Source organism: Pseudomonas benzenivorans, from assembly GCF_024397895.1.
Lineage (GTDB): Bacteria > Pseudomonadota > Gammaproteobacteria > Pseudomonadales > Pseudomonadaceae > Aquipseudomonas > Aquipseudomonas benzenivorans_A.
This window is the reverse complement of the sequence record NZ_CP073346.1, coordinates 1,223,352-1,248,407: the sequence shown is the minus strand read 5'-3', so window position 1 is coordinate 1,248,407 and position 25,056 is coordinate 1,223,352. Positions and strand designations below refer to the sequence as shown.

The following is a 25,056-nucleotide window of genomic DNA, read 5'->3' as shown; positions in this document are numbered from 1 at the left end:
CCAAAACGCGCGTAAACCGTTTTAATGCCCGGCCAATCTCCAGTCTGCCCATTCGCCATGACCACTCTGCTGGCCCTCGATACCGCCACCGAAGCCTGCTCCGTCGCCCTGCTGCATGACGACCGGGTGTACAGCCACTATGAAGTGATTCCGCGCCTGCACGCCCAGCGGCTGCTGCCGATGATCAAGACGTTGCTGGACGAGGCGGGTGTCGCCCTGTCGGCCGTCGATGCCATCGCCTTCGGCCGTGGACCCGGTGCCTTCACCGGCGTGCGCATCGCCATTGGCGTGGTCCAGGGCCTGGCTTTCGGCCTGGATAGACCGGTGCTGCCGATCTCCGATCTGGCCGTGCTGGCGCAGCGGGCGCTGCGCGAGCACGGCGCGCAGCAGGTAGCCGCGGCCATCGATGCGCGGATGGACGAGGTCTACTGGGGTTGCTACCGCGCCGATCAGGGCGAGATGCGCCTGCTCGGTGACGAGGCGGTGCTGCCGCCGGAGCTGGCCGGGCTGCCGCGCGAGGCCGCCGGCGACTGGTTCGGCGCCGGCACCGGCTGGGGCACTCACGCCGCCCGGCTGCCGGCGATGCTGGCCGGACAGGACGGCGCGATGCTGCCCCACGCCGAAGACCTGCTCAGCCTGGCCCGCTTCGCCTGGGCCCGTGGCGAGGCGCTGCCGGCCGACCAGGCGCAGCCAGTGTACCTGCGCGACCAGGTCGCCACGCCCAAGGCCCCGCAATAGTCGGCTGCGGCCGATCTGGCGCGGCTCGCGGCCCAGTGCTCGATTGCCAAGCCGGGTCGACGGCGGTAGATTGGTCAAATCCCACACAGTTGGCCCACCCGGCCGAGCAGTAACTGATGCGCATCGACGGCTCCATCGCTCCCTACTCGCCAGATCGCGGCCCCCGCTCGGGGACGGCGGTCACGCCCTATCGCGAGACCCAGCGGGAAGTCGAGGCGCGTCGTGAGCAGCCGGCCGCACCGGCCAGCAGCCAGGGCTTCGAGCAGCTGCCGCAATTGCGCCGGGTTCAGGCCGCCAGCGGCGGCAGCGACAACCTGTCGGCGCGGGCCCAGGAGCCCGACTACCGCCCCACGCTGAGCAACCGCGCCGCCCAGGCCCTCGCCAGCTACAGCAGCACCGCCGCCTTTGCCAGCGAGTCCGACGCGCAGCAGGTGCTGGGTCTCGACCTCTACGCCTAGTGCTGCCCTATTTCCTCGGATGCCCGTCCTGGAGCGAGCCGGCCTGGCGCGGCTCGCTGTACCCGGAAAACGCCCGGGCGCACGACTTCCTGCCGCTCTACACGCAGCTGTTCAATGCGGTGGAGGGCAACACCACCTTCTATGCCAGTCCCTCGCCCGATACCGTCGCCCGCTGGGCCGCGGCGATGCCGGCGCAGTTTCGCTTCTGCGCCAAACTGCCGCGGGATATCAGCCATGGCGGCGATCTGCGTGAGCAACTGGGCGCCGCCGACAGCTTTCGCCGCCTGCTCGCGCCCCTCGGCGACCGTGTGGCGCCGTTCTGGCTGCAACTGCCGGCGAGCTTCGGTCCGTCGCGCCTGGGGGAGCTGGCTGCCTTCGTCGAGCACTGGGCGGGCGCCGATCTGGCGGTGGAGCTGCGCCACCCGGCGTTCTTCGCCAGGGGCGAGGAGGAGCGGGCGCTCAACCGTCTGCTGCTGGGGCAGGGGATCGAGCGAATCTGCCTGGATTCGCGGGCGCTGTTCAGTTGTAACTCGGACGAACCCGCCGTGCACCATGCCCAGGCGAAGAAGCCGCGCCTGCCGGTGCGCCCGACCGCCTTCAGCCAGGCGCCGCAGTTGCGTTTCATCGGCCACCCGGAGCTGGCGGCCAACGATGCCTTTATGGCGCCCTGGCTGGACAAGGTCGCCGCCTGGATCGAGGCGGGGCGCACCCCCTATGCCTTCCTGCACACCCCGGACAACCGCCTGGCGGCGCAGCTGGCGCGGCGTTTTCATGCCCAGCTGAGGCAGCGTTTGCCCGGCCTGGCGGTGCTGCCGGAGCCGACTCCGCCAGATACTCGAGAGCAGCTGGCGCTGCTCTGAGGCCGGTCTCTAGTACTCCACCTCGACGGCGCCGGTGACCCGGGTGCAGCAGCTCAGCACGAAGCCCTCGGCGATCTCTTCCTCGCTGATGCCGCCGTTGTGCTCCATGGCGGTCTCGCCGCTTGCCACGCGCACCTTGCAGGTGCCGCAGATGCCCATGCCGCAGGCCTTGGGAATGGTCAGGCCGGCACTGGCGGCCGCCTCGTAGAGGGTCGCACCCAGTGGCGCCTGCACCGATTTTCCAGAGTCGCTGAAGGTCACCCAGTGACTGACCTGGGGTTCGTCGGCCAGGGCCTGGGCCTCTGCCGCCTGTTCCTCGGCGCTGGCAATGTCCTCGGCAGGCGTCTCGCCGAAAGACTCCTCGTGGTAGCGCGCCATGTCGTAGCCGGCCTCGGTGAGCAGGCGCCGCACGGCGCGCATGTAGGACGCCGGGCCGCAGCAGAACACCTCGCGCTCGAGGAAGTCCGGGGCGATCAGCTGGAGCATCTCGCGGCTGAGGAAGCCGCGGTAGCCGCCCCAGATCTGCCCGGTCTCGTTGCGTTCGCAGATCAGGTGCAGCTTGAAGTTGTCGATGCGCGTGGACATGTAGTCCAGTTCGGCTCGGTAGATGATGTCGGCCGGGGTGCGCGCGCTGTGGGCGAACACCATGTCGACTTCGCTGTTGGTGTTGAAAAACCAACGGGCCATGGACATCACCGGGGTGATGCCGACGCCGCCGGAGAGCAGCAGCACCTTGTCGGCCGGGTAGTCGATGCAGTTGAACTGGCCGACCGGGCCGTGCACGGCGATCACCTCGCCTTCCTTCAGGTGTTCGTGCAGCCAGTTCGATACTAGGCCGCCGGGCACACGCTTGATCGTGATGGAGAAGCTGTAGGGAATCGAGGGCGCGCTGGAGATGGTGTAGGAGCGCATCACCTGCTCGCCGTCGATCTCCAGCTCCAGGGTGACGAACTGCCCGGGCTTGAAGAAGAACAGCACCGGCTCCTGCATGCTGAAGCAGTAGGTGATGACGTCCGCGGTTTCCCGGATGACCTTGAGGCAGCGTACCAGATGGCGGCCGTTGGCCCAGGTCTGGGTGCTGACCGGGTTGAGGTAATCACTGCTGGTGAGGCTGTGCATGGGCGTTTCTCGGCAATAGGCAAAGCCCCCTCGCCGGCGGTTGCCGGGAGGGGACTGTCGATCTAGGGGGAGCGGCCGCGGGTGCGGCCGGGAGAGGCTGGCGTCAGGACAACTGGATCCAGGTGGTCTTCAACTCGCAGTACTGGTCGTGGGCATAGATCGACTTGTCGCGGCCGCCGAAGCCGGACTGCTTGTAGCCGCCGAACGGGGTGCAGATGTCGCCCTCGGAGAAGCAGTTGACCGACACGGTGCCGGCGCGGATGGCCGCCGACATGCGGTGGGCGGTGTTGATGTTGGCGGTCCACAGGGAGGCGGCCAGGCCGTAGCAGGTGTCGTTGGCGATGGCGATGGCCTCTTCTTCGGTGTCGAAGGCGATCACCGCCAGCACCGGGCCGAAGATCTCTTCCTGGGCCACCGAGGCGGCGTTGGAGTCGGCTTCGAAGATGGTCGGGGCGACGAAATAGCCGCCGCTCTCGGCATGCAGGCGCACGCCACCGGTGACCAGCTTGCAGCCCTCGGCCTTGGCCTGCTCGATATGCCCCAGGACCTTGGCCATGTGCGCCTCTTCGATCAGCGCCCCGAGGCGTACGCTCGGGTCCAGCGGGTCGCCGGTGGCCCAGTCTTCCAGCTGGCTGAGCATTTCCTTGAGCAGCGCATCCTTGAGCGAGCGATGAACGATCAGCCGGGAGCCGGCCGAGCAGTTCTCACCCATGTTCCAGAAGGCTGCGGCGAGCACGTTGCCGGCCACTGCCGAAAGGTCGCCGGCATCGCCCATCACCACCTGGGGGTTCTTGCCGCCGCACTCCAGCACCACGCGCTTGAGGTTGCTCTTGGCCGAGTACTCGAGGAACAGCCGGCCGACCTCGGTGGAGCCGGTGAAGGCCGCCAGGTCGATGTCCGGGTGCAGGCCGATGGCCTTGCCGGCGGTGTGGCCCAGGCCCGGCACCACGTTGAGCACGCCGGCCGGGATGCCGGCCTCGAAGGCCAGCTCGGCCAGGCGCAGGGTGGCCAGGGAGGTCAGCTCGGCGGGCTTGAGGACCACGCTGTTGCCGGTGATCAGCGCCGGGCCGAGCTTCCAGCCGGCCATCATGCAGGGGAAGTTCCACGGCAGCACGGCGCCGACCACGCCGATCGGCTCGCGGCGGATCATGCCCACGTTGCCCGGGCTGGACGGCGAGATGGCGTCGTACAGCTTGTCGCCGGCCTCGGCGTGCCAGCGGATGGTGTTGGCGGTGTCGGGGATGTCGATGCCGAAGCACTCGCCGACCGGCTTGCCGGCCTCCAGGGACTCCAGTACCGACAGTTCCAGGCGATTGGCATCGATCAGGTCGGCGAAGCGCAGCATGATGGCCTTGCGCTCGGCCGGCGCCAGCTTCGACCAGACCCCGGCGTCGAAGGCGGCGCGGGCGGCCTGCACGGCGGCATCGATGTCCTCGGCGTCGCAGGCGGCGACCTCGGTCAGCACCTGGCCGGTGGCCGGGTTGAGGGTGGCGAAGGTGGCGCCCGAACGGGCGGCGACGAAGCGGCCGTTGATGAAGGCCAGGTTGCGGTATTCCAGGCGCTCGAGCTGCTGGTCGATGGCGCTGCGGGTGAGGGCGTCAGTCATTGTTGTTCTCCTGAAGATTGGGACAGTTTCAGAGTTCTACGCCGGCGGACCACTCTTTCCAGGCGATGGAGGAGCGCACGCCGATCCCGAGCAGGGGTTCGGGCGGATTGCGGCTGGGCTTGGGCTGTTCCAGCATGATGCTCAGCAGGTCGCTGTCCATCCCCAGGGCGTACTCGGCGATCAACTTGCCGGAGATGGTGCCGCGGGTCAGGCCCAGGCCGTTGCAGCACATGGCGCCGAACACGCCGGGGGCGAGCTCGCCGAACACCGAGCCGGCGTTGCGCGAGAGGCACAGGGCGCCGCCCCAGGTGTATTCGAAGTCGACCTCCGGGAGCATCGGGAAGCGCCGCGCGAAGGAGGTGCGGTGGGCCTTGAGCACCCGTTGCAGGGTGCCAGCCGAGGCGTGCACGTCCGGGTTGTAGGTGAAGGAGTTGCGCACGCAGATGCGCCCATTGGCCAGGCGGCGCACGGTGGAGCCCAGCGGGTCGGCCGGAATCAGGCCCCAGCTCTGCTCACCGCCCAGGCGCGCCTGCTCTTCCTCGGTCAGCTGGCGGGTCATGCTGCCGTAGGTGTACACCGGCAGCAGGCGACCCTTGAGGCCCAGCTCACCGAAACTCGAGGCATAGGCGTTGTTGGCCAGCACCAGGCGCGGCGCCTTCACGCAGCCCTCGGCGGTGGTCAGGGTGTGCGGCTTGCCCACCACGATGTCCAGCACCGGGCTTTCCTCGAACAGCCGCACGTTGGCTGGCAGGCTCTGGCCCAAACCGCGCGCCAGCGCCGCCGGCTGCACCAGCACCGCACCCGGCGCATGCAGGCCGGCCTGGTAGAAGTCGCTGCCGGTGACGGCCTTCATCTGCCCGGCATCGAGCAGGCGATAGGGCTCGCCGAGGACGCTCAGGCCCTTGGCGAATTCATCCAGGGCCAGGCCACCGCGCTCGTTGGCCGCGCCATGCAGCTTGCCCTGCTCGCGCCAGTCGCAGTCGATGCCGTGGCGCTGGACGATCTCGCGGGTGTAGTCGATGGCGCCGCGGCTCAGGCGGATGGTCTTGTGGTCGGCCTCGTGACTGCTGGTGTAGCTGTGGGAGGTCAGGTCGTGGGGCAGGTCGACCATGAAGCCGGAGTTGCGCCCGGCGGCGCCGAAGCCGACGCGCTTGGCGTCGATCAGCACCACCGAGGCCTCGGGCTGCAGTTCGGCCAGACGGCGGGCGGCGGCCAGGCCGGCGTAGCCGGCGCCGAGCACCACCCAGTCGGCCTGTACGGTGCCGCGCAGCGGCGTGCTCGGCGGCGGTGGCGGCAGGGTCTCGTACCAACCGCAGCGCCCATCGTTCTGGGGCAGGGAATTGCAGTGCAGTTGCATAGGGAGTGCCTCCACGCCCGAAGGGTTAGCCGCGATGGGCGATGAGCTGCTCGTAGGTCTGCTTGAAGGCGGACTTCTCGGCGTCGTTCAGCGGCAGCAGGGGACGGCGGGTCACGCCCACCGGCAGGCCGGCCAACTCGCAGCCCTGCTTGATGTACTGGCAGAACTTGCCGCCGCCCTCGAGCAGGTTGAGCATCGGCAACAGGCGCTGGGCCAGCTGGCGACCCTTGAGCATGTCCTGCTCGACCACGCAGGCCTGGTACAGGGCCACGTGCTCGCGGGCGAGGAAGTTGGAGGCGCCGCAGACCCAGCTGCGCGCACCCCAGGTGAAGTACTCCAGCACCTGGTCGTCCATGCCGCAGCTGGTCTGCAGCTGGTCGGCGTATTCCTGGGTCAGGGTGTGCATGCGCTCGATCGAGCCGGTGCTCTCCTTGATCGCCTGGAAGTTCGGCCGGCCCTTGAGGGCGTCGATGAACTCGAAGCTCATCGGCGTGCCGGTACGGGCCGGGAAGTTGTAGAGCATGATCGGCATGTCCAGGGCATCGTCGACGCACAGGGCATGGGCCAGCAGTTCTTCCTGGGTCGGCTGGCAGTAGTAGGGCGCGGCCAGGAGGATGCAGTCGTAGCCGGCGGCCTTGGCGTAGCGGCCCAGGTCCAGGCTTTCCTCGGTGCTGGTGGCGTTGATCCCGGCCATCAGGGTGATGCGGCCCTTGGCCTGCTCGGCGACCGCGTCGAACAGCTGCTTGCGCTCGGCATTGCTCAGGGCGTAGTACTCGCCGGTGGTGCCGCCGATGATCAGGCCGTGCACGCCGTCGCCGATCAGGCTGTCGATGACCTCGCGCAGGGCGGCGAAGTTGATCGCCCCATCCTGGTTGAAGGGCGTTACCACGGGAGTCCAAATACCATCGAAGTTCATGCGATCACCTGATTCCAAGAAGTTGAATGTTGGGTCGATTTCGAGAAAAAGGTTACGGCCGTTCTGCGCCCGGCAACAAGAAACATTTAGGGCCGTTAATTAATAATCAAAGGTTATGGATGGGCCGAGAATGGGGGCTTCAGGCATAAAAAAACCTGCGCCAGGCAGGTCCTCTTATTGGGGGGAAGGCGAACGCTTGAAAGTTCAACTCGCCTTGTACTGGATATGGATAACGTGGGGTTGTGGCAGCCAATAACCGGCCGTTATCAAAGTTGCTCCATCAGCCAGTCGCGAAGGCGGCAACAGGCCTCGTCGTCTTCCTTGTCTTCGTTGAAGGTCAGGTAGTGCTGGCTCTCCTTGTGCACCACCTGCTCGGGCACCGGACGCACCAGCAGGCCCTGCTCGACCAGATGACCGACCAGGTGGTGCCAGCCCAGGGCCACGCCCTGGTGGTTGAGGACCATCTGCACCAGCATGTTGTAGTCGTTGGCGTTGAAGAAGTGCGGGCTGTCGCTGCCGCGCGCCTCGATATCGACGTCGTGGAAGGCCAGCCAGACGCCCCAGTCGACGTGCTCGGCCACCTGCGAGCGGCCGTAGGGGCTGAGGTTGAGCAGCACGCTGTCGCGCAGCCCCTCCAGGCTGCCGAGCTCCGGGTGCTGTTCCAGGTAGCGCGGGGTGCACACCGGGTAGATGACGTCGTGGAACATCGGCAGGCTGCGGTAGCCGGCGCGGATCTTGGCCATCTTGGTGATGAAGATGTCCGGGCGCACCCCGGGTTCCATGGACAGGAAGTTCTGCGTGGTGATCAGGTTGAGGTCGACGTCCGGGTTGGCGCTGAAGAAGCTCGGGAGGCGGTGCGCCAGCCACATGGCCGAGAACGCCGGCGAGCAGCACAGGGTCAGCACCCGCTTGCCGACGTTGCGGCTGCGGATGCGCTCGGCCGCCTGGGCGATGTTGACGAACGACAGCTGGGCGGCATCGAAGAAGATGGCGCCGGCGGCGGTCAGCTCCACCGCGCGGCCGGCGCGCTTGAACAGCTCGGCGCCCAGGTAGGTCTCCAGCTCGCGAATCTGCCGGCTGATCGCCGCCTGGGTCACGCACAGGGCCTCGGCGGCACGGGTGAAGTTCTGGTACTTGGCCGCGGCCACGAAGGACTTCACCGCGCGCAGCGAGGGCATCTTGATCAGCGTCTGATCGGGTTCAGTGTGTTTAACCATAACGGCAAGTATTCAATTTCCTGAATAAAAAGTCGGTTCTGCCGACTATAGCCCCGCACTAGACTTTCGACTGTGCCAAAAACGGCGTTGCCGCCCGCAATCGGGCTCGGAGGTTATCCGATAGCGCCCGTTGGATCATCCGGATAAGTGTTGGAGTGCCGATAACGTGAACAACAAAGCGAAGGTTGCAGAACTCATCCAGCAGCGCAAGCCGCGTCATGCGCTGCCGACGGCCTTGTACAGCGATGCCGAGGTGTATCGCCAGGACCTGGAGCAGATCTGGCACAAGGAGTGGATCTTCGCCGGGCACACCTTCGAGCTGGAGAAACCGGGCCAGTACCTGACCCTGCAGATCGGCGACTACCCGGTAGTGGTGGTGCGCGGCGGCGACGGCCAGATCCGCGCGCTGCACAACGCCTGCCGCCATCGCGGCTCCAAGGTATGCAGCGAGGCCAGCGGCAAGGTGGCCAAGCTGGTCTGCCCCTACCACAAATGGACCTTCGACCTGGACGGCAAGCTGCTGTTCGCCGGCAACATGGGCGTGGACTTCAACAACGCCGAGTACGGCCTCAAGTCCGCCCACTGCGAGGTGGTCAACAGCTACATCTATGTCTGCGTGGCCGAGCAGGCGCCGGACTTCGAGAAATTCCGCGCCGCCCTGTCGCCCTTCATCGCCCCGCACAACCTCGACGACTGCAAGGTGGCCTTCGAGTCCAACCTGGTGGAGAAGGGTAACTGGAAGCTGGTGTTCGAGAACAACCGCGAGTGTTTCCACTGCGACGGCACCCACCCGGAGCTGATGAACTCCTTCGTCGAGAACCTCTCGGTGGCCGGGGTCGGCGGTGAAGAGGACCCCGAACTGGTCGCCCACTGGGACAGCTGCGAGGCGGGCGGCCTGCCCAGCCGCCTGGTGATGGACGAGAACGGCCAGTTCCGCATGACCCGCATTCCGCTGTCCTCCGGCGCCGTCAGCTACACCATGAACGGCAAGCCAGCGGTGAGTCGGCGCCTGGACACCAGCGGCGTGGAGAACATCGGCGCCCTGCTGTACTTCAACTACCCCTCGACCTGGAACCACTTCCTCGGCGACCACGCCCTGAGCTTCCGCGTGCTGCCGATGGGGCCCAACGAGACCCTGGTGACCACCAAGTGGCTGGTGCCCAAGGATGCCCAGGAAGGCCTCGACTACGACCTGGAGACCCTGACCCGGGTGTGGCTGGCCACCAACGACCAGGATCGCCGCCTGGTCGAGGGCACCCAGGCCGGGGTCAACTCGCCGGCCTATGAGCCGGGCCCGTATTCCTCGATCGCCGAGAACGGCGTGTGCCAGTTCGACGACTGGTACTGCGCCACCATGGCGCGCAAGCTGGCCGACTGACGCGCCCACCGACAACACGCACTGCCCCGTATGGCCCTTCCCGGTCATGCGGGGCTTTTGGTTTCCCCGAGCGTATCTTCTTACAGGAGCATCAGCGATGCAGCCTGCGTCCATCCCGCTACTCGGCAGCGCCTATGCCCGCGGCTTAATGCTCGTGCTGCTGTCGGCCTTCTGCTACGGCCTGCAGCCGCTGTTCGCCCAATACGCCTATGCCGGTGGCGCCGACCCGGTGGGCCTGCTGCTGGTGCGCTTCGCCATCGCCGCCTCGATCCTGATGCTGTTCCTGCGCTTGCGCGGTATTCGCCTGCCGCGTGGGCGCCTGGCCTGGCAGAACCTGCTGGTGGGCATCGGCTACGGCCTGACTGCCCTGGGCTACTACACCGCCAGCCGCAGCACCTCGGTGAGCCTGGCGGTGATCCTGATGTATTCCTTCCCGGCCTTCGTCACCGCCCTGTCGATCGCCTACCTGGGCGAGCGCACCAGCCCGCTGAAATTGCTCAGCCTGGTGCTGGCCCTGGGCGGCGTGCTGCTGGCCACCGGCCTGAGCCTGCGCGGCAACCTGTCCGGGGTGCTCTGGGCGCTGTTCTCGGCCCTGAGCTACGGCGCGGCCATCATCTACGGCACCCACAGCATCCGCCACGAGCAGCCGCTGGCCTCGGCGGCCATGGTGCTGCTGGGCTGCGCCCTGACCTTCGCCGTGGCCGCGCTGTGCTGGGGGGCGTCGACGCCGTCCGGGGCGCCGGCCTGGTGGTCGATGCTGGGCCTGGCGCTGTTCGCCACCATTCTGCCGGTGGCCTTCTTCCTCGCCGGCTCGCCGCTGATCGGCTCGTCCGCGGCCTCCACCCTGTCGACCCTGGAGCCGGTGGTGGCGGTGACCATCGCCGTGCTGCTGATCGGCGAACAGATCAGCGCCGGCATGCTCGGCGGCGGCCTGCTGGTGGTGGCGGCGGCGATCATCCTGTCTCGCCAGGGCGGCACCTTGCCGGAGCCTGCGTTGGTGCCGGTACCGGTGCCGGAGGAGACGGACGAGATCTCCTAGCAGGCCGTTGAAAGCGGAACAAAGAAGTCGGAGTGATTAAATAATCACTCCGACCCCTTTAGCGACCCCTTTAGCGTTGGTGAAACGTCCGGGTTATGTCGCGTGACGATGCAACGGAGCCTGGCGGGCATGACAAGGCTCCCGCCCGCGTTCTTATCGTGTGCTCAAGCAGAGAGAATGGCCGCCATGCCACCACAGCTGCATCAATGTGAGACAAGGCGCGTCGGCTTTGTACTGGTACCCGGATTTGCCCTGACTTCTTTTTCGTTGGCGATCGAGGCGCTTAGCGTCGCCAACGCCCTATGGGGTGAAGTGGCCTATGAATACCGGTTGTACAGCGGGGATGTCGATCCGACGGCGACTGAGGTCTGTAGCTCGAACGGCGTTCCCATCAGGGTGTCCGGGCACTGTGGCGACATCGAAGACAGTAACTTGTTGTTTGTTTGTGCTTACAAGAAGGCGGCTGGATATGATGGGGTCGCGCTGTTCTCGAAGTTGAAGGCTCTGAAAAAGAAAGGTTGCAGACTCGCATCCTTGTCCAGTGGCAGTTTTATCCTGGCCAAAGCGGGCGTTCTGGGAAAAACTCCCTGCACGCTGTTTAACGAGCAAATAGCGACGTTCAAGGAGCTCTATCCGGCTGTCACGGTTGACGAGAGCATCTATACCGTGGGGGAGGGTGTCTTTACCTGTCAGGGCGGCACTACCGCGCTCGACATGCTGCTTTATATCATCGGCCAAGACCATGGCGCCGACTTTGCATTGAAAGTGTCCCATCAGTTCTGTCAGGACAGAATCAGAACGCGGGATGAAATACAGAACAGTCGCCGCTATCTTGAGTTGAGAATGAAGTCGTCCTGCCTGGGGGCGGCAATCGAACTGATGGAAAGCAATATCGATGCGCCTTACCCCATCGAAGTATTGGCCGGGAAAATTGGCGCGACGGTGCGGACGCTGGAGCAGGTATTCCGCACTCACGAAAACACCACGCCAGTCAATTACTATCTCCAATTGCGGCTGCGGCGCGCCAGGACCCTGATCGAGGATACCCTGCTACCCATCGCAACTGTTGCTCAGGCGACGGGGTTCGCCTCGCAGAGCTACTTCACCAAGCGATTCAGGGAGGCCTATGGCTTTTCCCCGAGCCACTTGCGCAGCGTCAAAAAGTTATAAATTTCTTCGGTTCTGTTATAGCTCTGAAACCCCGGTGAGCAGAAGCTAGCGGCTATCTTCACTCCACCGAAATCGAGGGTCAGAGTATGGCGCAAGTAATCGAGAGCTGTCTTTCCAGCAAGTCAACGTCTTTCAACGAGATCCCCATTGTCGATGTCGGGCCATTGTTGGATGACAGTGATGTGCATTCGGTGGCGCGTCAAATTGGCCGTGTCTGTGAGAATGTCGGTTTCTTGTATATCAAGAATCATGGGGTCCCCGCTTCTCTGGTGCGTGATGTGTATCGGCTCTCCCGCAAGTTTTTTGACTTGCCATTCGACGTCAAGAATCGGTTGAATATCGTCAACTCCGGCCAGACCTTGCGCGGCTACATTCCCATGTATGGCGAAAATGTCGACCCGCAGAACACCAGGGATTTCAAAGAGTGTTTTGACTATGGTCGGCACGAAGAGGCGGTATCACCGTTCTTTGGCCCCAACCTGATGCCGGAGTCTATTCAAGAATTCAAGCAGGTCATGGAGACCTATCACGCAGCCATGCTGGGGCTTGCACGTAAACTGATCAGCGCGATCGCCTTGAGCCTGAATCTGCCGGCGGATTATTTTGAGAAACTGCAGAAGAAACCGATCACTATTCAGCGGCTGTTGCACTATCCGCCACAGTTCGGCGATATCACGCTGAAAGAGATTGGCATTGGTGCGCACACCGATTACGGCTTTCTGACCATCCTTTCCCAGGATTCCAATGGCGGTCTGCAGGTGCAGAATCGAGACGGCGAATGGGTCAGCGCACCGCCGGTGGCGGATACCTTCATTGTCAATATCGGCGATCTGGTGCAGACCTTCACCAACGACCGCTATATCTCCACCATGCACCGCGTGATCAATACCAGCGGTGTGGATCGCTATTCGGTGCCGTTCTTCATCGACCTCGATTTCGATGCGGTGGTCGATGTGGTGCCTACCTGCATCAGTGCAGACAGACCCAGCAAGTACCAGCCGTACACCAGCGGCCAGCACAAATACAAGCGGTTCGTTGACAGCTACACCCATCTGCAGGATGTGGTCATCGGCGGGTAATGCAGAGCAGCAATTGGGCGCAAGGGGCCGCAGGAGGAGGGGCTGACGGCGGGGGGACGCTACAGGTCGCAACCGACCTGCCGTATGGCAACAATGGGTGTAAAGGTTAGGTGCTGTGCCTGAGGCACCGCAATGCGCAGACTTTCCTCGTTCGAGTGGGCGGCGAGATCGCGCTGACTGAGTTCGGCGAGGACGAAACCCGTTCAAGCTTGACCGGATCAAGCGCGCCCTTGCGATAGTCCAGTCCGTGATTGGACGACGGCGAAGGCAATAGCGCATGGGCGCTAACCTGAATGACCCATCCAATTAATCTGGACGCTATTAACCGATGGCCAGACTGCCTTCTCTTTCCGCGCTGCGAGCCTTCGAAGCGGCAGCACGCCACTTGAGCTTTACGAAGGCCGCGCAGGAACTGCATATCACCCAGGGCGCCGTCAGTTACCAGATTCGCATGTTGGAGGATGAACTCGGCGCCCGGCTGTTCTTGCGTGAGAAACGTACAGTGGTGCTAACCGAGGGTGCGCAACAGCTGTTACCCGTGTTGCAACGGGCGTTTTCAGAGATTGCCGAAGGAATAGCCACTTTTTCGGCCACAAGCCGCGAAGAGCGACTCACGGTCGCGCTCAGTACCTATTTTGCGATTCATTGGCTGTCTAGAAGATTGGGGCGCTTCTCTAATCTGCATCCGGATATCCAGCTCAGATTGCAGCACCCTGAGACCAATGCACGCCCAGGTGTCGATGGCGTGGATATGGTGATCATGTGGAAGGCGCGTGACTGGGCTCCGCAACCTGGCCTCAACAGTCAGTTGTTGTTTTCCTCGGCCGTCAGCCCTGTCTGTAGCCCCGCGCTATTTGAAAACCTGGCGGCTCCAGCCTCCTCTCAAGGGCTACGCAAGCAGGCTCTGTTGCGCGATGAAGTGCACTATGAGGCGTGGTCGAAGTGGCTGAAATTGGCCGGTTTCGATGATGCGGGGCCTACCTATGACATGAAGATCAGCGACCCGAACGTTTACCTCCAGGCGGCCATCGATGGGCGCGGCTGGGCAATGGCCGATGAGCTTATTGCCGACGAGATATCCCTCAAGCGTCTTGTCAGGCCTTTCGATATCTCGCTCGAGGGCTACGGCTATTTTGTCGTGTGCCGGGACGACGCGCTGGAGCGACCCGCCGTACGCGCCTTTCATGAGTGGATAACGGGCGAAGCTCAGACGGCTGATAAACGAACATCGCGGGCCTGAGCCCGCGATGTTCACCGTTTTCTCCAGGCGCTGATTCAACGGCCCCGCCGCAGGCACGGCGGCAAGCACTGACCCGCCAGGCCGGCGAATTCTCAGCCGGCCGAATGCTCCATGTACCAATCGCTTAGCTGAACACAAAACTTCTCATCTTTCGCGAAGGGTCCCGGTCGATAGAAAGCGGACTTGGCGCCTGCGGTCATCGATTGGCACAGGGCGACATCTTCCGCGTTGGTCACCTGCCAGACTTCCTTCATGTGTTCGGGATGATAATCGACGCCTTCGACGGCATCCTCACGCACGATCCAGCTGGTATAGAGCGCACATTTGTCACTGCCGAGCGGCAGCACCCAGTTGGTCGCAATGTGGTCCGAGGTGAAGTGAATCCAGGCGTTGGGGTTGAACCACATCGACAGCGTGCTTTGATCGTAGTCCTTGAACGGGCCGATCAGCTTCTTGCTGGCCGGCTTGCCATCAAAGGTGATGGATTGGAAGTTTTCCTGCATGGGATAGCGCGCCACGCGGCAGCAATCATTCGGTGAGAAGGCTTGCTCCTGCCACGCCAGTCCGAGCGACTCCCAGCGCTGTACCGCCCGGGCAAACAGTTGCTCATAGGCTGGAGATTGCGCGCCATTGAAACTGGAGGGGTCGAATAGTTTAACCAGGCCCTGGTGGTTCATATTGCAATGGCAGCACTCGCGGTTGTTGATCATCACCAAGAACCAGCTGGCGTCGACAATTTCGCATTCGTGATAGGCCAGCTTGTAGCCACCGTTTTGCAAGCCAAACGGCGCCGCGTAGGGTGCGATGATTTTCTCGATTTCTTCCAGATCGCTGCGATCACACTCAGGGTCCAGACTGGCGAACAGCAGACCGTGTACCTCGACCACTGGCAGGCTGTCGAGATGCATCGACTGTCCCAGCTCCGAGCCAGGGAAGTCGGGGGCAAATCCAGGTGCATTGAGCAAACGGCCGCCATTGAGTTCATAGACCCACTGATGGTTGGGGCACATGATCATCGGTGGGCATGTTCCATGCGTCTCGCGCAGCAGGCGGGCGCTCTGGTGCGCGCAGCGGTTCGCCATGCAACGGATCACGCCGTCCGTGCCATGCAGCAGGAAATACTCGTCGTCGAACAAGGAGAACTTGAGGTAGTCCCTGGGTTTGGGCACGTCACCGCGGGTGCCCGCGAAGAACCACTTCTTCGAATAAAGACGCTTGGCACGATCAAGGTCGAATATGGCTTCCTGAGGAAGCCCCATTCCAGAAATGTAGTTTTCCAAGACTGTTTCTCTTAATAAAGATTCTGAAGTGGCCGCCGCTATTGGCTGCTGTCCCGTTCGCGCTTCAACAATCGATGTTCCGGCGAAGTGTCAGCGCTTTGCTGCTCTCAATTCACCTGTTCCCTGGCTTGCAGGGGCTTACCAAAGCGTTTGCCAACGCGAACAGCGCGGCGTGTCGCTCGGTGTTTTGCCAACGTCCCGAAGGCGCAGCTGGATCAAGGCTTGCGGGGTGCCTCGGCGGCGGCAAACCGAATCAATCAGCGGCTCCCTATTCGGGTGGGTGAAATTTAGGCTGGCGCGGTTTTGCTGACAAACGAGTTCGCCCAATGCCATGCATAAGCGGATTTAATCAATTAGGGGGCTTGGAGCGGCTTGGTCGGTGGAGCTTTCACTGCTGACATCCTGCACGCCGCACACGCCGTCATTGGACGGCGTGTGCGGCGTGCAGGCAGCCTCTGTCAGCGGTCCTTGACCAGGCGCAGGGCGTCGTAGATGGCCGCGTGGGTGTTGCGCGCCGCTACCGCGTCGCCGATGCGCAACAGCTGGAGCTCGCCGACCGGATTGTCGTAATAAAAGGGGGTTGGAGTGAGTAGAAATAAATCACTCCGACCCCTTTAGCTCTCCGCCCCCCTTTGGCTTGAATAAATAGACCTGTCCCCTTTTTCCCAACCACACTGACGGCATGCTTGAAAAGCGATTCCTCGCTGCTTGCGGGGGGCGTCCATATATGCTTGTTAGGTATTTTTGAAAAAAGCCAAATTCAATTCAACTTCTTGGCCCAGCCAATAGGCGAACTCAGTATGATCTTTATAATCGTCACCTGTGAGCGCGTGAACCAATACCGTCAAGTTTTCCCTGTTAGCATCTAACCAAGGAATATAGTTTTCAAAATCCTTCGCACCAAATGTCACCTGACAACTCCAGCATGGATGTGGGCCAATCAACTTTTCGTGAAATCGACCGACGTTGAGATGAAATTTCTCTGCAGAAATGTCACACAGTTTCCTTGCCTGTGCTTTAGTCGCTTCGTCGAAATAAATATGAGCATGATAGGCTTTGTGAGAATTAATCGGCCGTTGCGTTTTGTTCATTTTTTAAGTTCTCGCTACTGTTTTTTGCCTAAGGATGGTCTGAAGTAGCCCGGTATTTCCGGCCGACTTCAGCCCTTGCCGATTTTAGATGCGACGATTCGACCAAAAAGGATCAAGTCATCCGCTCATTTCTGAACTTTTAGCCGCCGCGAGCAGCTTGCATCGGCCATTTCCCACATTACAGGCGCACCTCTCCTGCATTCGTCAGTAAATGTCTGCGCACCATCCACAGGTTCGACAGGGCGAGCAGCAATAAAGGGGGCGGAGTGAATAAAAATAAATCACTCCGACCCTTTAGCTATGTGGTTACGGCTCTAGCGCAAGCGCCTCGTTTACAGCCACGTCGCCCGCACCGACTTTGGTCGCCCCGCCAAAAACGAATATGCGATCACCGATGGCACCGGCCGCCGCCCCATGCCGTGGCACCTTCATGTCTGGCAAGGCTTCCCAGGCATCCGCAGACGGATCATAAGCCCAGCCATTGGCGAGCACTTCCTTGGTCGGGGTCCATTGTTCACCGCCGAAAACGTAGAGTCTTCCATCGAGTGTGGTTGCGGCGATGCCGCCCGAAGCCCTCGGCATCGGTGCCTTTACTGACCACAGCCCGGTCTTGGTATTGAAGACCTCGAGGGCTGCCACGTTCACATTGACTGCGTTGCCGTTCGACTCAAGATACTGGCGACCACCGACGACGTAGATTCTGTCGCCAATTACCACACCCGCCGCACTGTTTCGCGCAGTTGGCGCGTCGACCCCGCGCGACCAGGTTCGGTTGGCTGTATCAAAAACATCGACGCGACTCGTATCGCGGTAATCCTTGTAATGAGCTGCCTTTGGTGTTCCTCCGACCCGTCCGCCAATAACGTAGATCTTTCCATCTACCGCCGCCGAGACATGCTCACCTCGTGCAACAGGCAGAGCAGGGAGTGCGCTCCACTGACCCGTCTCGAGGTCGTAGGCATAGGCTGAGCTTTCCGATTTCCAGTTTGGGAACGCGCCGGAAAAACCGCCCACCGCGTAGATTGCGCCGTCCAGCGCTGACAGCGTGACGTGATGCCGAGGGGCGGGCAGCTTGGCCAGTTCAATCCAGCGATTTTCCTGCGGATCGAAAGCGTTAAATTCGCTCCGTACCGCAGAAGCCCCTTCTCCAAGCCCGCCGGCCGTATAAATCATCCGGTTGTGCGTAGTGGCGTAAATTTCCTGTCGTGGCGACGGCAACGGCGCCGCGTCTGACCAAGCAGGTTGTGCAGTTGCTGTACCGCTGAGAAGCATGGCGCCTGTTAAATAAATGGCGCTCATTGAGCCGGCTATAGACTGTCGCATGGTCCCTGGTCTCCTCGGTTGAGAGCACGATGGCTTTCGTGTTGAGTGGTGGTTCTGGCATGCGCGGAGTTTGTTGCGTCGTCGCCCGCCAATCGTTGTGCCGGAGCGCAGTCGTTTTGCTTGGCAACTATTCCGTAAGCAACGCGTAACGAAAATTAGACGCCAGTTGGCGGGTTGAACGCACCGTTATTTGGGTGACATTTCTTTTCGCCTTGGGCGTTCCTTGCCTGTTTGGGAGGTGCCAGCGGGGGCAACAAGAAAATGATGGGCCATGCACGAAAAACCCAATATTTCCGAGTCGGTGCTGAGGAAGCACGCGCATTCGACAGTATTCGACTGCTGTTGGCTGAGGTGTCGGTTTTTCCAGGCCGCGATGGGGTCAAGCCGAGGGTCGTCGTTTGCCAAGGCTGCTCATGCCCTGGGCCGTACTGCTTCCCAATTTTCGAGCAGTGAATGCGCGCGCTCTGCCTGCGAGCGCAGGTCAGCTATGTGCTGCTGTAGGGCGTGAGCGAGGTCGGTGGGTCGGGGGCAACCTGCGCGGAAGCAAGGCACATGACGGTTCGATCGTCATGTGCCCCTGGTGCCTGCTGGCTCGTCAGGCCCGGCCCTTACAGGTCCTTGACCAGGCGCAGGGCGTCGTAGATGGCCGCGTGGGTGTTGCGTGCGGCCACTGCATCGCCGATGCGGAACAGCTGGAACTCGCCGTCCGGGTTGTCGTCGCGGGTCTGCGGCTGGCCGACGATCAGGTCGGCGTATTCGACCGCGCCGAGGTTGCGCGAGAAGGGCCTGAGTTCCAGGTACAGCTCGTCCATCGGCAGGGTGCCGTGGTTGACCACCACCTGGTCCACCCGGCGTTCCTTGCGCACGCCGCCGTAGTCGCTGTCGATCTGCGCCACCAGCTCGCCACCGTCGCGGGCCACGGAGGCCAGGCGGTAGGTGACGGTGAAGGTGGTGTCGAGCTTCTGCAGCGAGCGCATGTAGGGCACCAGGTTCATGGCCATGACTTCCGGGGCGAAGCTGCGGTCGGGGGTCATGATTTCCAGCTTGGCGCCGCTCTGGGCGATGAATTCGGCGGCCTGCAGGGCGGCGTGGTCGCCGGCGTCGTCGAACAGCAGCACGTTGCGCCCCGGCTTGACGTCGCCGGAGATGATGTCCCAGGCCGAGACCACGTGCTCGTTGCCGGCGCTGAGCACTTCGCTGTGGGGGAAGCCGCCGGTGGCGACGATGACCACGTCGGCCTGCTCGGCGCGGATGCTCTCGGCATCGGCCCAGGTGTTGAAGCGAAACTCCACGCCCAGGGCCTGGCACTGGCTCATGCGCCATTCGATGATGCTGAGCATCTCGCGCCGGCGCGGGCTGCGGGCGGTCAGGCGGATCTGCCCGCCGGGCTGGTCGGCCGCCTCGATCACCAGCACCTGGTGGCCGCGCTCGCCGGCCACCCGGGCCGCCTCCAGCCCGGCGGGACCGGCGCCGATGATCACCACCTTGCGCCGCGCGGCGGCCTTGGGGATGTCGTGGGGCATGCTGGTTTCGCGGCCGGTGGCGGCGTTGTGGATGCAGTAGGCCGCGCCGCCCTGGTAGATGCGGTCGAGGCAGTAGTTGGCGCCGACGCAGGGGCGGATGGCTTCTTCGCGGCCTTCGATCAGCTTGCGCACGATGTGCGGGTCGGTCATGTGCGCGCGGGTCATGCCGACCATGTCGACCTTGCCCGAGGCGATGGCGTGGCGCGCCGTGGCGATGTCCGGAATCTTCGCGGCGTGGAAGGTGGGAAAGTCGGTGGCGGCGCGGATCTGCCCGGCGAAATCCAGGTGCGGCGAGTTGGCCATGCCCTGGATCGGGATCACGTCGGTCAGGCCCGGGTCGGTGTCGATGTGGCCGCGGATGATGTTGAGAAAATCCACCATGCCGCTGTCCTTGAGGCGGCGCGAGATGTCCAGGCCTTCTTCGGCGCCCAGGCCGCCGGCCAGCGCCTCGTCGGCGGTGTAGCGCACGCCGACGATGAACTCGTTGCCGACGCGCTGGCGCACGGCCTTGAGCACGTCGAAGGTGAAGCGCAGGCGATTGTCCAGGGAGCCGCCGTAGGGCGCGTCCAGCTCGTTGGTCAAAGGCGACCAGAACTGGTCCATCAGGTGGCCGTAGGCCTGCAGTTCGATGCCGTCGAGGCCGGCGGCCTTCATCCGCTCGGCGGCGTCGGCGTAGTCCTTGATGATGCGCTCGATGTCCCAGTCTTCCAGCTTCTTGGGGAAAGCGCGGTGGGCCGCCTCGCGATTGTGCGAGGGCGACACCACCGGCAGCCAGTCGCCCTTGTCCCAGCGGGTGCGCCGGCCCAGGTGGGTCAGCTGGATCATCACCGCGGCGCCGTGCTCGTGGCACTCGTCGGTCAGGTCCTTCATCCAGCCGACCACCTCGTCCTTGTAGGCGAGGATGTTGTTGAACACCGGCGGGCTGTCGCGCGACACCGCCGCCGAACCGGCGGTCATGGTCAGGGCCACCCCGGCCTTGGCCCGCTCCACGTGGTAGGCGCGATACAGCGCCTTGGGCATGCCGTCCTCGGGGTAGGCCGGTTCGTGGGAGGTGGTGATGATGCGGTTGCGCAGGGTCAGGTGCTTGAGCTGGTAGGGCTGGAGAAGCGGGTCGTTGGACATGGTCTGGGCTCCACGCAGAGAAGGGTTGGGGTGGCCGTTCGGGCTTAATGTACATGAGTGTCTATTTAGTGAACCTAGATGTACATTTGTCTGAAGCTCAGATGTCGCTCACGACTATTTGATGTCGCAGGCAATGGCGTTTACAGAGTCAAATCATTGGTTCTAAGGCGTCTAGCTGTTCCTGGCGGAATATCCAGCGGCGCTGGTGGTTTGGGTTGAATGTACAGCTATGTCATTTTTACCAACGTTTCTGGACATTCTGCTTGTACAGAGGGGGGGCGGCCGCTAGGATCGGGCCATGACTACACAGAGCAAATCCACCGAGAGCGGCTGGCGCGGCTCGGCCGAGGGCTGGCTGCAGGCCGCCTACGACAGCCTGGTCGAGTCGGGCGTCGAGGCCGTGCGCATCCAGCCACTGGCCAAGAAGCTGAACCTGTCGCGCACCAGCTTCTACTGGTTCTTCAAGGACCGCGAGGAACTGCTGGCGGCGCTGATCGAGCGCTGGCGGGCGAAGAACACCGGCAACCTGGTCAGCCAGGCCGACGCCTACGCCGAAAGCATCGCCGAGGCCACGCTCAACGTGTTCGACTGCTGGCTGAATCCGTCCCTGTTCGACTCCCAGTTCGAGTTCGCGGTGCGCAGTTGGGCGCTGCAGGAACCCAGGGTGGCGGAGGAGGTCGAGGTAGCGGACAAGACACGCCTGGCGGCGCTGGGCGCCATGTTCGAGCGCTTCGGCTACGAGCCCATCAGTGCCGACGTACGCGCCCGCTCCACCTACCTGACGCAGATCGGCTACATCAGCATGAACACCCGCGAGGATGCGCTGACGCGCATGCAGCGCATTCCCGAGTACGTGAAGATCTTCACCGGCCAGCTGCCGCAGCCCCGCGAACTGGAGCGCTTCTATGCCCGCCATGGCTATGCCGTGCAGGCGCCGACCCTGGTGGCGCTGGGGGCGAAGAGTCCGCTGCAGCGCTAGCGCCGCGGACTCGAGCGAGCAAAGTTCCACGCCCCTGGGGTGGCCGGCCGTAGCCATCCACTGGCGCTGCCCACCGTACAGGTGTGCTGCGCCGGTACGGGCGGTAAGCGGCGCCGCGAACCGCGGCCTTTCCCTTGAATCAACGAAATCGGCTCATAGGGGGTGAGATGGCACAGGCAATGACGCTCGGAATCATCGGCGGGGGCGGCTGGCTGGGCCGCTCCATCGGCGCCGCCATGCTCGTCAAGGGCGTGCTGGCGCCGGCCAATTTGATTCTCTCCAGCCGCAGCGGGCGGGTCGAGGGCTTCGACGCCTGGCCCGAGGTGCAGCTGACCACGGATAACGGGGAACTGGCGCGGCAAGCCGACGTCATCGTGCTGTCGGTGCGCCCCGAGCAGTTCGCCGAGGTGCAGGTCGATGCGGCGGACAAGCTGGTGATCTCCTTTATGGCCGGGGTCTCGGTCGACACCCTTGTCGAGCGCACCGGCAGCCGCAGGGTGATCCGCGCGATGCCCAATGCCGCGGCCGAGATCGGCCAGTGCTACGCGCCCTGGTTCGCCACGGCGGCGGTGACGGCCGCCGACAAGGCCTTCACCCAGGCGATGTTCGAGGCCTGCGGCAGCGCCGACGAAGTGGCTGGCGAAGCCGACCTCGACTACCTGACCGGACTGGTCGGCTCGGGCGCGGCCTATCCGGCGCTGCTGGCCGAGGCCATGCTCGCCCATGCCCTGGCCCGGGGTATTTCGCCTCAGGTGGCCGAGAACGCGGTGCGCGGCGTGGTGGTCGGTGCGAGCCAGCTGCTCGGCCGCGGCGGCATGTCGCCGGCCGAGATGGTCCAGGCCATGCTCGACTACCGCGGCACCACCGCCGCCGGGTTGCAGGCCATGCTCGACGCCGGCTTCAAGCAGGCCGTCGACGCCGGGCTGGAGGCGGCCGAAGCGGCAGCCCAGCGCATGAAAGCCGGCTACGCCCAACCCAGAAGATAGCCCGGCGCCCGGCTGGGCGCTTGCTTCCCGACCTCCTTGCCCGCGCGCTTTCCCGGTACTGCGTTTGAGCGCTGTGCGCCTCCGCCAGCCACTTCGCTCGGCGGTGACTGCCCGGTCAATCAATAACATCAGGTTATTGTTTAAGCCGAACAAATGTAGTTGGACGCTCGGCCGCCCAAACTCTAATTTGAACTCACCCGGCGGCACTCCTACAGGTCGCCACCAAGGGCATATTCACGGTGATCCAGGCCATTGATTGGCCGGCGACAACTTCTCCGAAGTTGTGTGCTGGCGGGATGACTTCGCCCTGGATAAAGCGCCAAACGGCGCCAGCCAAGTCACGCTGTATATATCGATAAGAAGAGGGCGTAATGACCCAAGCTGACGAGATACTTTCGGTCAAGAACATATTCAAGGTATTCGGCGCGCAGCCGGAAGTGGCCATGGATATGTTGCGCAAGGGCGCCGACAAAAACGAGATATTCCAGAAGACCGGCCAGGTCGTCGGCGTGTTCGACGCCAGCTTCTCGGTCAAGCGCGGCGAAATCTTCGTCATCATGGGCCTGTCCGGCTCGGGCAAGTCGACCATGGTGCGCCTGTTCAACCGGCTGATCGAACCCACCTCCGGCAGCATCCACCTCAACGGCCGGGAGATCACCGGGCTGTCGGACAAGGAGCTGACCAACGTGCGGCGCAAGGAAATGGGCATGGTCTTCCAGTCCTTCGCCCTGATGCCGCACATGAGCGTGCTGGACAACGCCGCGTTCGGCCTGGAGATCTCCGGCATCAGCGAGCAGGAGCGCCGCGCCCGGGCCATGGAGGCCCTGGCCCAGGTCGGCCTGGCCGGGCACGAGAACAGCTACCCGCACCAGCTGTCCGGCGGCATGCAGCAGCGTGTCGGCCTGGCCCGGGCGCTGACCAACGACCCGACCATCCTGCTGATGGACGAAGCCTTCTCCGCCCTCGACCCGCTGATCCGCAGCGAGATGCAGGGCGAGCTGATCCGCCTGCAGGCCGAGCAGCAGCGCACCATCATCTTCATCTCCCACGACATCGAAGAGGCCATCCGCATCGGCCATCGCATCGCCATCATGGAAGGCGGTCGGGTGGTGCAGATCGGCACGCCCCAGGAACTGCTGTGCAACCCGGCCAACGACTATGTCGAGGCCTTCTTCAAGGGCTTCGACAGCTCCCGGGTGCTCAAGGCCGGCGACGTCGCCCAACTGGACCCGACCACGGTGTGCCGGGTCAACGGCCATGTGCCGGCCTTCGCCGCAGGCGTGCCCTTCGGCTACCTGGTCAACGAGCAGGACAAGTTGCTCGCCGTGGTCGACCCGGCGCAGATGCGTGACGGCGCCGAACCCGGGCGCATCGAGCAGCTCCGACTGGACTGCCACCAGCCCATCTACATCGATACGCCGCTGCACGACGTGCTGGATATCGTCGCCGAGGTGCCCTACCCGGTGCCGGTGCTGGACCATGCCGGCGCCTTCAAGGGCACCATTTCCAAGAGCTTGCTGCTGCACACCATGAGTCGCCACTGAGCGGCGGACCGTCGACCCGGCATGCGCCGCAACTTCACAGAATAGGTAACCACGATGTCAGAGTTCAGCCTTCTCGATCCCTTCCAGACCTTGAACATCCCCCTGGGCGACTGGGTGGAAAGCAGCCTCAATTACCTGGTGCAGAACTTTCGCGACTTCTTTCGCGCCATTCGCTGGCCGATCGACCAGGTACTCAACGGCTTCGAGTTCACCCTGCAGAGCATCCCGCCGACCATCGGCATCCTCCTGTCCTCGCTGCTTGGCTGGCAGGTGGCCGGGCCGCGCATGGGCCTGCTGTGTGCCGTGACCCTGACCCTGCTGGGTCTGATCGGGGTCTGGTCGGAGTCCATGACCACCCTGGCCCTGGTGCTGACCTCGGTGTTCTTCTGCGCCCTGGTCGGCGTGCCCCTGGGCATCCTTTCGGCCCGCAGCGATCGCCTGGAGAAGGTGGTGCGGCCGGTGCTCGACGCCATGCAGACCCTGCCGGCCTTCGTCTACCTGGTGCCGGTGGTGATGCTGTTCGGCATCGGCAACGTGCCGGGGGTGCTGGTGACCATCGTGTTCGCCGTGCCGCCGCTGGTGCGCCTGACCAACCTGGGCATCCGCCAGGTGCCGGAAGACAAGATCGAGGCGGCCCGCGCCTTCGGCTGCACCCCCTGGCAGATGCTGCGGCGCGTGCAGCTGCCGCTGGCCGCGCCGACCATCATGGCCGGCGTCAACCAGACCCTGATGCTGTCGCTGTCGATGGTGGTGATCGCCTCGATGATCTCGGTCGGCGGCCTGGGGCAGATGGTTCTGCGCGGCATCGGCCGCCTGGACATGGGCCTGGCCACGGTTGGCGGGGTCGGTCTGGTGCTGCTGGCAATCTTCCTCGACCGCCTGACCCAGGCCATGGGCGAGCGCAGCAGCGCCGACCCGAGCCTGCGCTGGTACCACAGCGGCCCCATCGGCCTGCTGATGGGCCTGCTGGGCAGCCGCCCGGCAAGTGCCAAAGCCCAGGCCTGAGGCCTGGTTCCTGAACCCAATCGAAA

21 protein-coding genes and 1 pseudogene are annotated in these 25,056 nt (G+C 63.6%); 12 read left to right on the top strand and 10 right to left on the bottom strand.

Features of this window, described 5'->3' with window-relative positions; translation table 11 throughout:
* Nucleotides 1–57 precede the first annotated feature (57 nt).
* From tsaB to KDW96_RS05865, 3 genes are all read left to right on the top strand, one after another.
* The gene (gene tsaB, locus KDW96_RS05875) at nt 58–738 is read left to right on the top strand and encodes a tRNA (adenosine(37)-N6)-threonylcarbamoyltransferase complex dimerization subunit type 1 TsaB (protein WP_255839506.1); all 681 of its coding nucleotides are present in this window, start codon (nt 58–60) and stop codon (nt 736–738) included.
* A gap of 116 nt (nt 739–854) precedes the next feature.
* Nucleotides 855–1,196, top strand: coding sequence for a hypothetical protein (locus KDW96_RS05870; RefSeq protein ID WP_255839505.1), 342 nt, complete (start codon nt 855–857; stop codon nt 1,194–1,196).
* Nucleotides 1,196–2,056 (top strand): DUF72 domain-containing protein, encoded by an 861-nt coding sequence (locus tag KDW96_RS05865; RefSeq protein WP_255839504.1) that lies wholly within the window; start codon nt 1,196–1,198, stop codon nt 2,054–2,056. Before KDW96_RS05870 ends, KDW96_RS05865 begins: the two co-directional genes overlap by 1 nt.
* Nucleotides 2,057–2,065: 9 nt before the next feature.
* Here the strand turns inward: KDW96_RS05865 and gbcB are convergent, their stop codons facing one another.
* The 5 genes from gbcB to KDW96_RS05840 form a co-directional block, all read right to left on the bottom strand.
* Nucleotides 2,066–3,175 carry a glycine betaine monooxygenase reductase subunit gene (gene gbcB / locus KDW96_RS05860; protein ID WP_255839503.1) on the bottom strand — a complete coding sequence of 370 codons (1,110 nt, stop codon included), beginning with the start codon at nt 3,173–3,175 and terminating at the stop codon, nt 2,066–2,068.
* A gap of 103 nt (nt 3,176–3,278) precedes the next feature.
* Nucleotides 3,279–4,781 carry an aldehyde dehydrogenase gene (locus KDW96_RS05855; protein WP_255839502.1) on the bottom strand — a complete coding sequence of 501 codons (1,503 nt, stop codon included), beginning with the start codon at nt 4,779–4,781 and terminating at the stop codon, nt 3,279–3,281.
* Nucleotides 4,782–4,809: 28 nt separating this feature from the next.
* Entirely contained in the window at nt 4,810–6,138 is a 1,329-nt protein-coding gene (locus KDW96_RS05850; protein WP_255839501.1) for an NAD(P)/FAD-dependent oxidoreductase, read from the bottom strand.
* A 25-nt stretch (nt 6,139–6,163) separates the two neighbouring features.
* On the bottom strand, nt 6,164–7,054 hold the full coding sequence (locus KDW96_RS05845) for a dihydrodipicolinate synthase family protein (protein ID WP_255839500.1): 891 nt from the start codon (nt 7,052–7,054) through the stop codon (nt 6,164–6,166).
* Nucleotides 7,055–7,320: 266 nt separating this feature from the next.
* The gene (locus KDW96_RS05840) at nt 7,321–8,271 is read right to left on the bottom strand and encodes a LysR substrate-binding domain-containing protein (RefSeq protein WP_255839499.1); all 951 of its coding nucleotides are present in this window, start codon (nt 8,269–8,271) and stop codon (nt 7,321–7,323) included.
* A gap of 166 nt (nt 8,272–8,437) precedes the next feature.
* Between KDW96_RS05840 and KDW96_RS05835 the strand changes: the two genes are divergently transcribed.
* From KDW96_RS05835 to KDW96_RS05815, 5 genes are all read left to right on the top strand, one after another.
* On the top strand, nt 8,438–9,649 hold the full coding sequence (locus KDW96_RS05835) for an aromatic ring-hydroxylating oxygenase subunit alpha (RefSeq protein WP_255839498.1): 1,212 nt from the start codon (nt 8,438–8,440) through the stop codon (nt 9,647–9,649).
* A gap of 97 nt (nt 9,650–9,746) precedes the next feature.
* A complete protein-coding gene (locus KDW96_RS05830) occupies nt 9,747–10,688 on the top strand; it encodes a DMT family transporter (RefSeq protein ID WP_255839497.1) in 942 nt (313 codons plus the stop codon).
* Between the two features lie 177 nt (nt 10,689–10,865).
* Nucleotides 10,866–11,858 carry a GlxA family transcriptional regulator gene (locus KDW96_RS05825; RefSeq protein WP_255839496.1) on the top strand — a complete coding sequence of 331 codons (993 nt, stop codon included), beginning with the start codon at nt 10,866–10,868 and terminating at the stop codon, nt 11,856–11,858.
* Nucleotides 11,859–11,944: 86 nt separating this feature from the next.
* Nucleotides 11,945–12,937, top strand: coding sequence for an isopenicillin N synthase family dioxygenase (locus KDW96_RS05820; protein ID WP_255839495.1), 993 nt, complete (start codon nt 11,945–11,947; stop codon nt 12,935–12,937).
* 328 nt (nt 12,938–13,265) lie between these two features.
* The gene (locus KDW96_RS05815; protein ID WP_255839494.1) at nt 13,266–14,177 is read left to right on the top strand and encodes a LysR substrate-binding domain-containing protein; all 912 of its coding nucleotides are present in this window, start codon (nt 13,266–13,268) and stop codon (nt 14,175–14,177) included.
* A 92-nt stretch (nt 14,178–14,269) separates the two neighbouring features.
* On the opposite strand, the gene KDW96_RS05810 is transcribed toward KDW96_RS05815, so the two are convergent.
* The 5 genes and pseudogenes from KDW96_RS05810 to KDW96_RS05795 all read right to left on the bottom strand — a co-directional run bounded on the left by KDW96_RS05810 (nt 14,270) and on the right by KDW96_RS05795 (nt 20,516).
* The gene (locus KDW96_RS05810; protein ID WP_255839493.1) at nt 14,270–15,457 is read right to left on the bottom strand and encodes an aromatic ring-hydroxylating oxygenase subunit alpha; all 1,188 of its coding nucleotides are present in this window, start codon (nt 15,455–15,457) and stop codon (nt 14,270–14,272) included.
* Between the two features lie 458 nt (nt 15,458–15,915).
* A pseudogene (locus KDW96_RS22175) lies at nt 15,916–16,011 on the bottom strand (hypothetical protein); the annotation flags it as partial.
* Nucleotides 16,012–16,191: 180 nt separating this feature from the next.
* Nucleotides 16,192–16,548, bottom strand: a complete 357-nt coding sequence (locus KDW96_RS05805) for a DOPA 4,5-dioxygenase family protein (RefSeq protein ID WP_370295340.1) — start codon at nt 16,546–16,548, stop codon at nt 16,192–16,194.
* A gap of 306 nt (nt 16,549–16,854) precedes the next feature.
* Entirely contained in the window at nt 16,855–17,871 is a 1,017-nt protein-coding gene (locus tag KDW96_RS05800; RefSeq protein ID WP_255839492.1) for a Kelch repeat-containing protein, read from the bottom strand.
* Nucleotides 17,872–18,479: 608 nt separating this feature from the next.
* Nucleotides 18,480–20,516, bottom strand: a complete 2,037-nt coding sequence (locus KDW96_RS05795; protein WP_255839491.1) for an NADH:flavin oxidoreductase — start codon at nt 20,514–20,516, stop codon at nt 18,480–18,482.
* A gap of 298 nt (nt 20,517–20,814) precedes the next feature.
* On the opposite strand from KDW96_RS05795, the gene KDW96_RS05790 reads away from it, so the two are divergent.
* The 4 genes from KDW96_RS05790 to proW all read left to right on the top strand — a co-directional run bounded on the left by KDW96_RS05790 (nt 20,815) and on the right by proW (nt 25,030).
* The gene (locus tag KDW96_RS05790) at nt 20,815–21,495 is read left to right on the top strand and encodes a TetR/AcrR family transcriptional regulator (protein ID WP_255839490.1); all 681 of its coding nucleotides are present in this window, start codon (nt 20,815–20,817) and stop codon (nt 21,493–21,495) included.
* Nucleotides 21,496–21,674: 179 nt separating this feature from the next.
* Complete coding sequence (locus KDW96_RS05785; RefSeq protein WP_255839489.1) at nt 21,675–22,481, top strand: pyrroline-5-carboxylate reductase family protein; 807 nt, start codon at nt 21,675–21,677, stop codon at nt 22,479–22,481.
* A gap of 371 nt (nt 22,482–22,852) precedes the next feature.
* Nucleotides 22,853–24,025: a quaternary amine ABC transporter ATP-binding protein gene (locus KDW96_RS05780; RefSeq protein WP_255839488.1), complete on the top strand. Its 1,173-nt coding sequence runs from the start codon at nt 22,853–22,855 to the stop codon at nt 24,023–24,025.
* A 54-nt stretch (nt 24,026–24,079) separates the two neighbouring features.
* Nucleotides 24,080–25,030: a glycine betaine/L-proline ABC transporter permease ProW gene (proW, locus tag KDW96_RS05775; RefSeq protein ID WP_255839487.1), complete on the top strand. Its 951-nt coding sequence runs from the start codon at nt 24,080–24,082 to the stop codon at nt 25,028–25,030.
* Nucleotides 25,031–25,056 lie beyond the last annotated feature (26 nt).

Bases quoted from the DNA above. Each gene is read 5' to 3' on its own strand.
- tsaB (WP_255839506.1), top strand. From the start codon at position 58: ATGACCACTCTGCTGGCCCTCGATACCGCCACCGAAGCCTGCTCCGTC.
- KDW96_RS05870 (WP_255839505.1), top strand. From the start codon at position 855: ATGCGCATCGACGGCTCCATCGCTCCCTACTCGCCAGATCGCGGCCCC.
- gbcB (WP_255839503.1), bottom strand. From the start codon at position 3,175: ATGCACAGCCTCACCAGCAGTGATTACCTCAACCCGGTCAGCACCCAG.
- KDW96_RS05855 (WP_255839502.1), bottom strand. From the start codon at position 4,781: ATGACTGACGCCCTCACCCGCAGCGCCATCGACCAGCAGCTCGAGCGC.
- KDW96_RS05850 (WP_255839501.1), bottom strand. From the start codon at position 6,138: ATGCAACTGCACTGCAATTCCCTGCCCCAGAACGATGGGCGCTGCGGT.
- KDW96_RS05845 (WP_255839500.1), bottom strand. From the start codon at position 7,054: ATGAACTTCGATGGTATTTGGACTCCCGTGGTAACGCCCTTCAACCAG.
- KDW96_RS05840 (WP_255839499.1), bottom strand. From the start codon at position 8,271: ATGGTTAAACACACTGAACCCGATCAGACGCTGATCAAGATGCCCTCG.
- KDW96_RS05830 (WP_255839497.1), top strand. From the start codon at position 9,747: ATGCAGCCTGCGTCCATCCCGCTACTCGGCAGCGCCTATGCCCGCGGC.
- KDW96_RS05825 (WP_255839496.1), top strand. From the start codon at position 10,866: ATGGCCGCCATGCCACCACAGCTGCATCAATGTGAGACAAGGCGCGTC.
- KDW96_RS05820 (WP_255839495.1), top strand. From the start codon at position 11,945: ATGGCGCAAGTAATCGAGAGCTGTCTTTCCAGCAAGTCAACGTCTTTC.
- KDW96_RS05815 (WP_255839494.1), top strand. From the start codon at position 13,266: ATGGCCAGACTGCCTTCTCTTTCCGCGCTGCGAGCCTTCGAAGCGGCA.
- KDW96_RS05805 (WP_370295340.1), bottom strand. From the start codon at position 16,548: ATGAACAAAACGCAACGGCCGATTAATTCTCACAAAGCCTATCATGCT.
- KDW96_RS05800 (WP_255839492.1), bottom strand. From the start codon at position 17,871: ATGCGACAGTCTATAGCCGGCTCAATGAGCGCCATTTATTTAACAGGC.
- KDW96_RS05795 (WP_255839491.1), bottom strand. From the start codon at position 20,516: ATGTCCAACGACCCGCTTCTCCAGCCCTACCAGCTCAAGCACCTGACC.
- KDW96_RS05790 (WP_255839490.1), top strand. From the start codon at position 20,815: ATGACTACACAGAGCAAATCCACCGAGAGCGGCTGGCGCGGCTCGGCC.
- KDW96_RS05785 (WP_255839489.1), top strand. From the start codon at position 21,675: ATGACGCTCGGAATCATCGGCGGGGGCGGCTGGCTGGGCCGCTCCATC.
- KDW96_RS05780 (WP_255839488.1), top strand. From the start codon at position 22,853: ATGACCCAAGCTGACGAGATACTTTCGGTCAAGAACATATTCAAGGTA.
- proW (WP_255839487.1), top strand. From the start codon at position 24,080: ATGTCAGAGTTCAGCCTTCTCGATCCCTTCCAGACCTTGAACATCCCC.